Source organism: Pseudomonas sp. AU11447, assembly GCF_001672555.2.
In the GTDB taxonomy this organism is placed as follows: Bacteria; Pseudomonadota; Gammaproteobacteria; order Pseudomonadales; family Pseudomonadaceae; genus Pseudomonas; species Pseudomonas nitroreducens.
This window is the reverse complement of record NZ_LZDG02000066.1, coordinates 128,352-140,680: the sequence shown is the minus strand read 5'-3', so window position 1 is coordinate 140,680 and position 12,329 is coordinate 128,352. Positions and strand designations below refer to the sequence as shown.

General features: G+C 66.6%; 12 protein-coding genes. 3 read left to right on the top strand and 9 right to left on the bottom strand.

Going from position 1 to position 12,329, the window contains the following annotated elements:
• Positions 1–497: 497 nt before the first annotated feature.
• The 3 genes from pyk to A6723_RS24155 all read right to left on the bottom strand — a co-directional run bounded on the left by pyk (position 498) and on the right by A6723_RS24155 (position 3,877).
• The gene (gene pyk / locus A6723_RS24165) at positions 498–1,949 is read right to left on the bottom strand and encodes a pyruvate kinase (protein ID WP_054908614.1); all 1,452 of its coding nucleotides are present in this window, start codon (positions 1,947–1,949) and stop codon (positions 498–500) included.
• 106 nt (positions 1,950–2,055) lie between these two features.
• The gene (locus A6723_RS24160) at positions 2,056–2,964 is read right to left on the bottom strand and encodes a universal stress protein (protein ID WP_054908615.1); all 909 of its coding nucleotides are present in this window, start codon (positions 2,962–2,964) and stop codon (positions 2,056–2,058) included.
• Positions 2,965–3,064: 100 nt separating this feature from the next.
• Positions 3,065–3,877, bottom strand: coding sequence for a tetratricopeptide repeat protein (locus tag A6723_RS24155; RefSeq protein WP_054908616.1), 813 nt, complete (start codon positions 3,875–3,877; stop codon positions 3,065–3,067).
• 99 nt (positions 3,878–3,976) lie between these two features.
• Here A6723_RS24155 and A6723_RS24150 point away from each other — a divergent pair, with 99 nt between their 5' ends.
• The 3 genes from A6723_RS24150 to A6723_RS24140 all read left to right on the top strand — a co-directional run bounded on the left by A6723_RS24150 (position 3,977) and on the right by A6723_RS24140 (position 5,263).
• The gene (locus A6723_RS24150) at positions 3,977–4,345 is read left to right on the top strand and encodes a lipoprotein (RefSeq protein ID WP_024762630.1); all 369 of its coding nucleotides are present in this window, start codon (positions 3,977–3,979) and stop codon (positions 4,343–4,345) included.
• A gap of 75 nt (positions 4,346–4,420) precedes the next feature.
• A complete protein-coding gene (locus tag A6723_RS24145) occupies positions 4,421–4,843 on the top strand; it encodes a DUF4124 domain-containing protein (RefSeq protein ID WP_054908617.1) in 423 nt (140 codons plus the stop codon).
• 60 nt (positions 4,844–4,903) lie between these two features.
• Positions 4,904–5,263: a PilZ domain-containing protein gene (locus A6723_RS24140; protein WP_024762632.1), complete on the top strand. Its 360-nt coding sequence runs from the start codon at positions 4,904–4,906 to the stop codon at positions 5,261–5,263.
• Positions 5,264–5,334: 71 nt separating this feature from the next.
• Here A6723_RS24140 and A6723_RS24135 read toward each other — a convergent pair whose 3' ends face one another.
• The 6 genes from A6723_RS24135 to A6723_RS24110 are packed head-to-tail and all read right to left on the bottom strand — an operon-like array spanning position 5,335 to position 12,255.
• Complete coding sequence (locus A6723_RS24135) at positions 5,335–6,663, bottom strand: DUF58 domain-containing protein (RefSeq protein WP_054908618.1); 1,329 nt, start codon at positions 6,661–6,663, stop codon at positions 5,335–5,337.
• Positions 6,660–7,670, bottom strand: coding sequence for a MoxR family ATPase (locus tag A6723_RS24130; RefSeq protein ID WP_054908619.1), 1,011 nt, complete (start codon positions 7,668–7,670; stop codon positions 6,660–6,662). Before A6723_RS24130 ends, A6723_RS24135 begins: the two co-directional genes overlap by 4 nt.
• On the bottom strand, positions 7,667–8,956 hold the full coding sequence (locus A6723_RS24125; protein ID WP_054908620.1) for a DUF4350 domain-containing protein: 1,290 nt from the start codon (positions 8,954–8,956) through the stop codon (positions 7,667–7,669). Before A6723_RS24125 ends, A6723_RS24130 begins: the two co-directional genes overlap by 4 nt.
• A complete protein-coding gene (locus A6723_RS24120; RefSeq protein WP_054908621.1) occupies positions 8,953–10,548 on the bottom strand; it encodes a DUF4129 domain-containing protein in 1,596 nt (531 codons plus the stop codon). Before A6723_RS24120 ends, A6723_RS24125 begins: the two co-directional genes overlap by 4 nt.
• A complete protein-coding gene (locus A6723_RS24115) occupies positions 10,535–11,521 on the bottom strand; it encodes a stage II sporulation protein M (protein WP_054908622.1) in 987 nt (328 codons plus the stop codon). Before A6723_RS24115 ends, A6723_RS24120 begins: the two co-directional genes overlap by 14 nt.
• Positions 11,518–12,255 (bottom strand): RDD family protein, encoded by a 738-nt coding sequence (locus A6723_RS24110; protein ID WP_054908623.1) that lies wholly within the window; start codon positions 12,253–12,255, stop codon positions 11,518–11,520. Before A6723_RS24110 ends, A6723_RS24115 begins: the two co-directional genes overlap by 4 nt.
• Positions 12,256–12,329: the final 74 nt, after the last annotated feature.

Here is a 12,329-nt window from a genome sequence, read left to right as displayed (position 1 = left end):
GATTGGCATCGGTGCTGTTGGGCAGGATGTTCGCGAGCAAGCTCGCTCCTACAGGGAGCACCAACCGGATTCTCTGGTGGCGCAGGAGCGCGCTGGTCTGCATCGCCAGGAAAGTTTGCCCACACAATCTGTGGAACGCGTTGTGGATAAGCTCTGGGGCAACCTGCAGAACCCACGCCGCGCATGGCCTGCAGGGGATTGAGCGGTATTTGAGCGATGCCGTGCAGGTTGCCCACAGTAGATGTGGAAGGTGCTGTGGATAAGCTCTGATGCAACCGCTGCAAGCCAGGCGCCATAGGCCTTGGCGCGGATTGGACAGGAATTGAGCAGCGCGAGCTTTTGTTCCTTGTAGGACCGAGGGGCACGCCCAGTGCTTGCTCGCGAACAAGCCCCCGCTGCGATCCTGGTTCGCGAGCAAACTCGCTCCAACACGGCCCCGGCAACGGAAATGAAAAGGCCGCCCCGAAGGGCGGCCTTTTTTTGCTCCGAACGCAGGATCAGGCCAGCAGGTCGCCCACGTGCAGCACCTTCATGGTGTTGGTGCCGCCCTGGGTGGTGTAGCTGTCGCCCTTGGTCAGGATCACCCAGTCACCCTTGGTCACCACGCCACGCTGCAGCAGCGCGTCGACGGCCTCCTGGCTGACACGTTCCGGCGGCAGCGCAGCCGGGTCGAACGGGATGGTCTCCACGCCGCGGAACAGCGCCACGCGGGCCTGGGTTTCGCGGTGCGGGGAGTAGGCGAAGATCGGTACCGAGGAACGGACGCGCGACATGATCAGCGGGGTGTAGCCGCTTTCGGTCAGGCAGATGATCGCCTTGATGCCCGGGAAGTGGTTGGCGGTGTACATGGTGGCCAGGGCGATGCTCTCGTCGCAGCGCTCGAAGGTCTGGCCGATGCGGTGGCTGGACTTCTTGGTGGTCGGGTGCTTCTCGGCGCCGGCGCAGATGCGCGCCATGGCCTTGACCGCTTCCACCGGGTACTCGCCGGCGGCGGATTCGGCGGAGAGCATCACGGCGTCGGTGTAGTCGAGCACGGCGTTGGCCACGTCGGAGACTTCCGCGCGGGTCGGCATCGGGTTGTGGATCATCGACTCCATCATCTGGGTCGCGGTGATCACGGCCTTGTTGTAGCGGCGTGCGTGCAGAATGATCTTCTTCTGGATACCCACCAGCTCGGCGTCGCCGATTTCCACGCCGAGGTCGCCACGGGCCACCATCACGGCGTCGCTGGCGCGGATCAGGCCGTCCAGGGCTTCGTCGTCGGCCACCGCTTCGGCGCGCTCGATCTTGGCCACCAGCCAGGCGGTGCCACCGGCTTCGGTGAGCAGGCTGCGGGCGTATTCCATGTCCTTGGCGTCACGCGGGAAGGACACGGCGACGTAGTCCAGGTCCATGCTCGCGGCCAGCTTGATGTCGGCCTTGTCCTTCTCGGTCAGGGCCGGCGCGGTGAGGCCGCCGCCACGACGGTTGATGCCCTTGTGGTCGGACAGCGGGCCGCCGATCAGGACTTCGCAGACCAGTTCGTCTGCCTTCACTTCCTTCACCACCATGACTACGCGGCCATCGTCCAGCAGCAGCTCATCGCCGATGCCGCAGTCCTTGACCAGGTCCGGGTAGTCGATGCCCACGACCTGCTGGTTGCCTTCGGTGCGCGGGTGGCTGGTGGAGAAGCGGAAGGTGTCGCCGACCGCCAGTTCGATGCGCTTGTTGGCGAACTTGGCAATGCGGATCTTCGGACCCTGCAGGTCGCCCAGCAGCGCCACGAAGCGGCCGTGCTTGGCGGCGATATCGCGTACCAGTTGGGCACGGGCGCGGTGTTCGTCGGGAGTTCCGTGGGAGAAGTTCAGGCGGGCGACGTCGATCCCGGCGAGGATCAGCTGTTCCAGGACTTCGGGGGAATTGCTGGCTGGGCCGAGGGTGGCGACGATCTTGGTGCGGCGAAGGGACATGCGGGACTCCTAGGGGAAAGCAGCGGTCAGGTTGCCCCGCGAGCGGGTCCGAGGCAGCCAGGGCGCCATCTTACTCTCTTTCAGATGACTCTTTCAGGTGGCTCTCTCAGGGGCCGGGTCTGATCACCAGCAGATCGCATTCGACTTCCTCGAAGACCCGCTCGGCGGTCTGGCCGATCAGTGCGTTGTCGAGCTGTCCGCGGGCGACAGCGCCCATCAGCAGCAGATCGATGCCGTGCTCCTTCACATAGGTGGGGATGACTTCCTCGGCGAAGCCTTGGCCCAGGTGAGTACGTGTGCGGTCGATCTGTGGATAACCGGCCAGCAGGGCGTCGAAGGCTTTGCGGTGATGCGCCTCGGTGCGCAGCACATAGTCATCGTAGTCGGCCAGCAGCTCGGCGTTGAACGCCAGGGTGTGCGGCAGGGCCATATAGGCGTGCAGGTAATGGGCGTCGAGTTGCAGGCGCTGCTCCAGTTCGCGGGCCACCGTGATCAGCCGGTGGTCCAGCGCGGCCGGGACGTCGCCACTGTGCAGCGGGTCGACGGCGGCGCAAAGGTTCCTGCCGGCCCACTCGCCATGCTGCACCAGCCATAGCGGCTGTGGGCAGTGGCGGATCAGCTGCCAGTCGTTGTTGGTGAGGAGCAGGCGCTTGAGCAGGCTGTGGTGGTGCGCGGACTTGAGTACCAGGTCGGGCGTGGTCTGCTCGCAGTGGAGGACGACCTGGTGGTGCAGGGACTTGCCCCAGCGTACCTGGCAGTGCACATCGAGGCCGCCGTCGCGCAGCGGTTCGGCCAGCGCTTGCAGCCAGGCCAGGCGTTCGTCCAGCAGGTTGCGCTGGGCGGCGTCGAGGTCGCCGCGCTCCAGTAGCAGTGCGTTGTCCAGCGCCGGGTTGTATTCGCAGGCCAGCAGTTCCAGGCGCGCGCCGCAGCGCTGGGCGATCCAGCGGGCGCGGGTGAGGGCGGGCTGGTCCTCGCGGGTCGGGTCGATGATGACGAGCAGGTGCTGCAGCTTCATGGCGGAGTCCTCGCTTGCTCTGCGCTCAATGCAGAGCAAGCGTAGACACTGGCGCCTGCCGCGCGCCTTGATGTGGCTCAGCGGCGCGCCGGGTTTGCCGTCAGCTGCGTGGCGAGGTCTGGTTCAGCGCACGGTCCAGATGGCGGGCGCCCTTGTCGGCCAGCTCGCCGTTGGGGAATTCGGCGAGCTGGCGGCGCAGGTAGGCGATGGCCTTCTCGCGGTCCGGGTGGGGGTTGTCCGGGGCCATGTACATCAATCCCAGCTGGTACAGCGCCTTCTCGCGGATGTCCGGCGGAATGGCTGGATCGTTGGCGCCCAGCAGGTAAAGTTGCGCGGCCTCGTCAACACGGTCCTTGAGGACGGCACGGCGTGACAGCAGGGTCATGTCCGGATCGAGGGTCGGCTTGTTCAGGTTCAGGTTGTACTGCGGCTGCCAATCGGCCAACAGTTGTTTCGCGGTTTTCTGCACCGGGTCCTTGGCGCGCTGGCGGATGATCAGCTCTCGCGCGTCGGCATGTTCGGCAGCCTTGGTGCCGGGGAACTCGCGGTCGATGCGCTGGAAGTAGTCCATGGCCTTCTGGTCATCGCGCTGGTCGTTGTAGCGGCTCATATAGATCAGGCCGATCTGGTACAGGGCGATCGCCCGCACTTCCGGGCTGTAGCGGGTATTGTCGTAGCCGGTGAGATAGAGCTTCTCGGCCTCGGCGCTCTTGCCATCGCGGATGGCCTGGGCGCTGTAGGTGAGCAGGTCGCCTTCTTCTTCCACCGCGGCGGTCATGCGCTTGTTCTTGAGCTGTTTGTACTCCGCGACTTCACCGGTGGTGATCTGCGCGACGAACAACGGCGTGGTAGGGGCGCAGGCGGTGAGCCAAGGCAGCAGCATGACGAGGGGCAGGGCATGGACGAAACGCATGGCAACTCCTTTGCGCCAGGGCGAGGTCCACGTGAGTCTAGTGGCGGGCTACAGTACGGCCAAGACGGGCCGATACACTTCCCAACGGAGGATATGCCCATGCGAACCCTTTTCCTCGCGCTGCTGGCGCTGAGTGTTACCGGCTGCACCAGCTGGTCGATGAACTATCACCTGAACAACGCCTACCGCGCGTACAAGAGCGGCGACTGCCAGCGCGTGCAGCTGGAGCTGTCCGAGACAGAGCGCAAGGCCCGCGCGCGGCCGTGGATCCAGCCGGAAATCTCCATGCTGCGCGGGCAGTGCCTGGAGCGTGAGAAGTTCTACGTCGACGCGGCGCAGACCTACCAGTTCATCATCGCCCGCTACCCCACCAGCGAGTATGCTTACCGGGCCAAGGCACGCCTGGAGACACTGCGTCTCAACGGTCGGCTGCCCGGCGATTCGCGTACCTACCCGGCTACCCCCTGACCGCCGGTCGGTGGCGAACTTGAGCCAGGCCGCTAGCTGGCTAATCTCTTGAGTGCTTTGTGCAAGGAGGTACGAATGCGCGCCCTGTGGCTTTGCGCCTGGTGTTTCCCCCTGCTCGCTTCGGCGGATATCTACCGCTGGACCGACGCTCAGGGAAAGGTGCACTTCAGCGAAACACCACCGCCAGGGGCGCAACGCGTCGAGGTCAAGCCGCAGGTCGTCGAGCGTGACGCGGCGACCCGCGAGCGGGAGGAACGCACCCGCCGCTTCTACGATGCGCGTCGAGATGAAAGCGCGGCCGCGCAGAGCCAGGCGGCGCAGCAGCAGGCCAAGCTGGACCAGCAGTGTGCGAAGTGGCGTCATGACCTGGAGTCGCTCAGTCATGGCGGGCGCTACTTCTCGCAGGACGGCAGTGGCGACAGGACTTACTACAGCGATGCACAGGTCGACGCCGCTCGTCAGGCGCTTAGCGCACGACTGGCGGAAGGTTGTCGTTAGGACTGGCCCCCGGCGGGCAGCATCGTCATACTGGACGATATCTCATAGCGAAACGCCATTATGCGTCATCAACGACATATCGAGCGCCATCAGCTGCCCTACTACCTGAAGGTGTTCAACAGCATCACCGACAAACCGATGGGTTACCTGGGCAACGTGTCGCTGGACGGGCTGCTCCTCATCAGCCAGCTGCCGATGCTGGTGGGTGGCCGCTTCGAAATGCGCCTGAAGATCCCCGGGCATGACGGCAAGCTGCAGTTGATCGAGTTCGCCGCCACCTGCCAGTGGTGCCGCGAGGACGTCAATCCGGGCAACTACGATTCGGGCTTCAGCCTGGCGGCGGCGCCGACGGAGTACGTCGAACTGGTCGACGCGCTGCGCCGTTATTTCAGTTTTCGCCGGCAGGTGGAGTCGGTCTGAAGCGCAGGACGCGCTGACCGATCTGCTCGGTGTGGGACGCCAGGGAGTTGGTGTCCGGTCGTGGCGCGCTGTTACAGCGCGCCAGCCTTCTTCCAGCCCAGGTAACGGCTGATCAGTTCCGGCCCCAGCTGGCTCGGCCGCGCGTCGAGCACCGGCACGCCATGGGCTGCCAGCTTTTCGTGCAGGCCGGCGCGGGCGTTCAGGTAATCCACCGCACCGCAGTACGCCAGGGCTTCCTCGAAACCTTCCACCGGCGCCTGGCGCAGGCGGTCCAGCACTTCCTCGCGCAGGCTCGCGACGAGTACACGGTGCTGGCGTCCGAGGCGTTTCACCGCGGCCACCAGTTCCTCGTCGTCCTCGTCGCGCAGGTTGGTCACTATCACCACCAGCGCGCGGCGGCGCTGGTGCGTCAGCACGGCTTGCACGGCCGCCGGGTAGTCCGCCGGGCGTTGGCTGCTGCGCAGGTCGTAGACGCTGTTGAGCAGGGCGGTGAGCTGGGCGCTGCCCTTGGCCGGCGGCAGGTGGCGCGGTTGATCGCCTGCGAAGGTCATCAGGCCTACGGCGTCGCCCTGGCGCAGGGCGACGTAGGCCAGCAGCAGGCTGGCATTGAGCGAATGGTCGAAGTGCGAGAGGTCGCCGTCGTGGCTGCGCATGCGCCGGCCGCAGTCGAGCAGGAAGAGAATCTGCTGGTCGCGCTCGTCCTGGTATTCGCGGGCAATGGGCGTACGCTTGCGGGCGGTGGCCTTCCAGTCGATCTGCCGCAAGGTGTCGCCGTCGCGAAACTCGCGCAGTTGGTGGAAATCCAGGCCCAGGCCACGCCGCTGCCCGGAGCGCACGCCGATGCGGTTGAGCCAGTGGTCCACGGCCATCAGCTCTGCGCCGTAGAGGCGGGCGAAGTCCGGGTAGACGCGGGTTTCGTCGCACTGTTCCAGGTAGCGCCGGCCCTTCCACAGACGCAGTGGGCTGGACAACTCGATCTCGCAGCGCTGGAAGACGAAATGCCCACGGGACAGCGGGCGCACGCGGTAGCCCAGTTCAGTCTGTTCGCCGGGGTGCAGCTCCACGGTCTGCGGCAGGTATTCGAACTCCATGCCGGCCGGCAGGTGGTCGAACACCGTGACGCGTTGCGGCTGGGCGTAGCGGTGATGGAATTGCAGGCGTATCTCGCTCCAGCGGCCCAGCGGCAGATTGCCGCTCAGCTGGCGGCGTAGCTCGGGCGAGGGCGTGCGGCGCAGCCAGAGCGCATCAGCCAGCGCCAGCAGGAGCAGCGCGCAGAGCGCCCCCCACCAGAGGCGGCCGAGCAGGGCCGATCCCGAGTCCAGGGCTTCGGCCGCGCCCAGGGCGATGGCAATCGCCAGCAGGACGCCGAGCAGCGCGAGGAGCGCGCGCGATGGCTTCATACGCGCGGCGCCGGTACCTGGTCGAGCAGTTGTTGCAGCACCTGGTCCACCGACAGGCCTTCGATCTCCAGTTCCGGCGACAGGCGCACGCGATGGCGCAGCACGGCCAGGGCGCTGCCTTTCACGTCGTCCGGAATGACGAAGTCGCCGCTGCGCAGCAGGGCGCGAGCGCGGGCGCAACGCACCAGGGCGATGGACGCACGCGGGCCGGCGCCCAGTGCCAGGCCCGGCCAGTTGCGGGTGGTACGGGCGATGCGTACGGCGTAGTCGAGCACCTGGTCATCGATGGGCAGGTCGGCAGCGATCTTCTGCAGCGCCAGCACGTCCTTGTCCTTGAGCAGGGCACGCATGGGGGCCACGTCGAGCATGTCGCTGCGCGCCGAGCGGGTGACCTGGCGCACCAGCGTCTGCTCCTCGGCCTCCAGCGGATAGTCGATGCGCAGCTTGAGCATGAAGCGGTCGAGCTCGGCTTCGGGCAGCGGGTAGGTGCCTTCCTGCTCGATGGGGTTCTGCGTGGCCAGCACCATGAACGGCTGCGGCACCGGCAGGGCGCGGCCTTCGAGGGTGACCTGGCGCTCCTGCATCACTTCCAGCAGCGCGGCCTGGGTCTTGGCCGGGGCGCGGTTGATTTCGTCGGCCAGCAGCAGGTGGGTGAACACCGGCCCCTTGCGCAGCTTGAACTGCTCGGTGGCGAGGTCGTACACGGCGTGGCCGGTGACGTCGCTGGGCATCAGGTCGGGGGTGAACTGGATGCGCGCGAAGCCGCCGTCGAAGCAGCGGGCGAGGGCGCGCACCAGCAGCGTCTTGCCCAGGCCGGGCACACCTTCGATGAGCACATGGCCGCCGGCGAGCAGGGCGGTGAGCACGTCGTCGATCACGGCCTGCTGGCCGATCAGGGCCTTCTGCAGTTCGTGGCGCAGCGCCTGGGCCAGCTGGCTGGCGCGCTGGCGCTGGGCGGCGGCATTGGGAGCGGTGGTGCTGGTGGGTTCAGGCGTCTGTTCGCTCATAGGGCATTCCTGAGGCTTTGCAGGTGCGCGACCTGGCGGGTGAATTCGGCGACGGCCATGCGCTGTTGCGGATAGGGGCGCATGGCCTGGCTGATGGCGCTGACCGACATGCGCGTCATGCGGCCCAGAGCTTGCCATTGTTCGGCGACCGGCAGGCGGTCGAAGCCGGGCTGGCGCTGCCGCGCCCGGCGCATCACATCTCGTTGCAGGCCTTGCAGCAGGGCGAGCTGGCCGCGCTGGCGGAGGATGAAGTCGGCGCCGGCGCGCAGGTGTTCTTCCAGTTGTCGACGGCTGCGGTCCGGATTGGGCTGCAGCGGGCCCTGGCGCAGGCCATTGCGCCAGAGCACCAGTACCAGCAACAGGGCGGCGGCCAGCAGTGCCTGCGGGAAATAGCGCATCAGCAGGGTCATGAGGCTGGTGCCGTCGGCGCGGTAGACCAGGGTAACGGCGCTGTCCTGGGCCAGGTACCAGAGCAGCCAGGCGTTGTCGTAGGCGTCGAGTTCGCCGTTCTGCCAGATCCAGTTGTCGGTGAGCACGGTGATCAAGCCCTGGCCCCGCTGCAGCTGCAGCAGGTGGGTGGAGTCGCCGCTGTTGGCCCAGGCGTAGGCGAGGTTCTTCGAATCGAACAGGTGATAGTCGGTGTCGAAGTCGATATAGGCCGGGGCCTTCTCGTTCTCCAGGTAGAGCTTGGTCAGGTTCGGGTAGGGATCGGCTTCTGCCTCGGCCTTGTCGGTAGCGCCGGAGGCCTGGTCCGGGTGCTCGTGTTCCACTTCTGCCTTGCCGGTATCGTCGTCCGCGCGGCCCTCGGATGGGGCTGCAGCCTGCTCGTCGGACTGAGTGGATTTCTCCTCCTCCTTGTCCTTCAGGTCGGCCGTGAGGAACTGCTGGACGCCCAGTTGATCCAGCAACAGATCGCCACTCTTGCCTTCGTCCTCGTCCCACAGGCTTTCGGCGGTGACGATGAGGTGGCCGCCGCGGTTGGCCCAGTCCAGCAGGCGGGCGTTCTGGGTCGGCGTGACGTTCTCGCGGGTGCCCAGCAGGATCAGGGTCTGACCCTTGCTCGGCAACTGGTCCAGCACTTCCATGCCGCGGGCGGTGGTGACGCGGATGCCGCGGCCACGCAGGTACATCTCGGCGGCCAGGTAGGGGTTGGCGCGGGCTTCCGGGGAGGCGCCGTGTTCGATGGTCTCGGTGTAGGGCTCGAGGTTGCGGTACAGGTAGTAGCCGATGCCGCCGAGCACCAGCAGGACGAGCAGTGCCAGCAGGGCGAGGTTGCCGCGCTTCATGCCCGCACCTCGTTACCGAACAGGTGACGCCATTCGCCGCACAGTTGCTGCTTGAGTTCGGCCTGCGGCGTGCGGTGCCCGTAGGCGAGCGCCTGCCACTGCTGGGTCAGGCTGCGGGCGAAATTGTCCAGCGGCGGGTCGTTGAGGTCGGCCACGCGTACAAGGACTTCACCTTCGGTGGTGGACTCGCGCAGCGGCACGCGAAAATCGTGCAGCAGGCGGCTGAGCAGGGCGCGATAGAGCAGGCCAAGGGCGGCGCGCGGTTGCTCGTCCCACAGGCGCTCGGCCTCGCTGGCGACGTCACTGGGCAGGGTTTCCGGCGCCAGGTCCAGCCCGAACAGCACGCTGGGGGCTTCGCGGCGCGGCTTCTGCGGCAGGCCGATACGCCCGACGAACAATCGCAGCCATTGCCGATAACGCCAGATGACCAGGGCGATGACGGTGAACAGCAGGCCCCAGAGCAGTACCTCGATGCCTTGCGCGGCGAACTTGAAGGCTTTCCAGTTCTCCAGTGCCTCGAAGAAGCTCTTCAGGCGTTTGGCGTCATTGGGGTCTGCCGGCTTTTCCTCTTTCTTGTCTTCGCTCAGGCGCCAGCCGGTGACCTTCTCGCTGTTCTTGAAGGGCGGCGCCGCGAGGATCCGTTCCGCGGCGCTGCGCGAGTCCTCGCTGTTGAGTTTCTGCTGGGTCAGCCGCGCACCCTGCGGGCCGTCGGGGTTCTGGTCGGGCAACGGGCAACTCTGGCTGGCCTTGCCGCCGGCTTCCGCGCCGGCCGCCAGCGCGTCATGGGCCGGCAGTAGCGCGAAGGCGCCGGCCACCACCAGCAGCAGGGCATAGGCGCTGCCGATCAGGCGCTGGCGCAGGCGACGGAACACCAGCTCGATGTCCCAGGCTTCCAGTTCGGTGCGGCGGTTGAGGTAAAGGGTGAAGCCGCAGGCGACGTACACCGGTTCCCAGACAATCAGCAGCAGGGCGTAGACCAGGTTGCTGATGTGCTCGAGCCACACCCAGTCGCCTTCGGCGGCGCTGATCAGCGATTTCCACTCCCAGTCTTCCACCCACTGGTTCGGCAGCATCAGGTACATCAGCGTGGTCAGGCCCAGCCACAGCGCCAGTTCGAAATGCATGCCGACGATGGTCAGCCAGGTGGCCCCGCCCGCATTGCGCTGGCCGAGCACCACCAGGCGCTGGCTGCGTGCCTGGCCCTTGAGGCCTTCGAGCTGCAGCACCGGCAGGTCGAAACTGCGGGTCGGGCTCAGCCGTCGCCAGAGCAGGCTGGGCAGCAGCTGTGACTTGAGCAGGCCGGGGAAGGCCCTGAGCGCTTCCTTGAGCGTCGGCGTGTCGCCGAACAGCGAGCGCGAGAGGATGTACAGCGGCAGGCGTTCGAAGGCGGGCTTGAGCCACCAGAAGATCAGTATTGCCCAGCTGGAGTAGTTCCACAGCAGCACGGAGAGCAGCACGAACACCGGCAGGGTGACGATGGCCCAACTGGCTATCAGCACACCGGCGTGGCGGCGCGCCAGGAGAATGCCCAGGTCCAGTGCCTCCCAGGCGCTGCGCGGGCGAATGGCGACGCTGGCGTCAGTCAGGCGCATGACGCCTCCGTCCGGCAAGGAGGAAGTAGCTGCCCACCAGCAGCCACAGGCAGGCGCCGACGATGTACTTCACGGTGGCGGAGAAATGCGTGACGGAGGACCAGTAGCCCTCGACGAAAGCGGCGATCAGCAGCATCAGGATCACCCCGCCGATCAACTGCACGGCGCGGGCGGCGGCCTGGCGCAGAGCTTCCAGGCGGCTCAGGCGGCCGGGGGCGAGCAGCGCCCAGCCGAGCTTGAGGCCGGCACCGCCGGCGAAGGTGATGGCGGTCAGTTCGAAGGCGCCGTGGCCAATGACGAAGGACCAGAACGTCTCGATGTAGCCGACCTGGGTCAGGTGGCCGGCCACCGTGCCGATGATCAGGCCGTTGAACAGCAGGAAGAACAGGCTGCCGACGCAGAACAGCAGGCCGCTGGCAAAGGTCTGAAAGGCGATGCCGATGTTGTTCATGATGTTGTGGCCGAACATTTTCCAGTCATCGCCGGCGTCGCGCGTGCTCATGGGGCCCAGGCGCGTGGTATCCGGCGAGTACATCGACTCCATCTCGGCCACTCGCTCCGGTGCCATGACGCTGTAGACCAGGTCGGGGAAGTGGTAGACCAGCACGCCCATCAGCAGCAGGCTGCCGTAGAACAGCAGGCTGGCGATGGCGATGCAGCGCCACTCCTCGCGCACCAGGCGCGGGAAGCCAGCGACCAGGAAACCGAGGATGCGCGCGCCCAGATGGCTGCGGTGCCGATAGAACTGCTGGTGGCCACGCATGGCGAGCTGCTGCAACTGGTCGATCAGGTGGCTGCTGTAGCCGCGCTCCTGGGCCAGGGCGAGCTGCTGGCAGATGCGCCGGTAATCGGCGGCGAACTCTTCGGGCTTCTCGCTCGGTTCCTGGCGCTTGCCGCTTTCCAGTTGTTCCAGGCGCTTGGCGAAGCGTTTCCAGCTGCCCTGGTGGCGTTGTTCGAAGAAGGCCTGCTTCATGGGTGGCCCGTCCCGTTACCGAGCAGGCCGCTGGCGATGCGATTCAGGCGGGCCTCCGCCTGTTCCGGGGCGATACCCAGCGGTTGCGCCAGAATGCCGGCCAGTTCTTCGCGGCGGGCGGCGGAGAGTTGCGTGCCGCGCTCGGCAAAGCTCATCAGTGCGCGTTGCTCTTCCAGCTTCAGCGGCCAGGGCGCCAGCTCGGGCGCAGCCTCCGAAACCTGCGGGCGGCTTGGCGGCGGGTCGCGGTAGATCACCAGGGTGCCGGCGGCGAGATCGCCCAGGCGCTTGAAGGCCGAGTTGGACAGGCAACTGAGCAGCCCGAGCGTGTAGGCGAACGGCAGGATATCGGCGAAGCGCAGCAGGTTGCGCAGCAGCGAGGCGGACCAGCCGATAGGCGTGCCGTCGTCGTGTACCACGCGCAGGCCCATCATCTGCTTGCCGGGCGAGCGGCCCTGGTTGAGCACTTCGAACAGCACCATGTACCACCAGGTCATGACGAAGGTGAGGATCAGCCCAAGGCCGGTGCCCAGTTCGCCGAGGAAGGCCAGCAGCATGAACAGCGCCAGCATCAGCAGGATGCGGATACCCAGGTCGATCAGGTAGGCGAGGGCGCGGGGGACGACACCGGCGGGACGCAGCAGCAGATCGATGCCTTCCGGAGTCTCCACGTGGTAGCGGGTGTCCAGGACGGGGGCGTGGGAAGACGCTTGGGATAAAAGCTCTGCTGGGCTCAAGGGAAACCGCTGTCGATGGCTGAGAGCCAGATGCTAGCCAGCGCGGTGCGGCGAGGCAACCGCGCTGGCAGGCT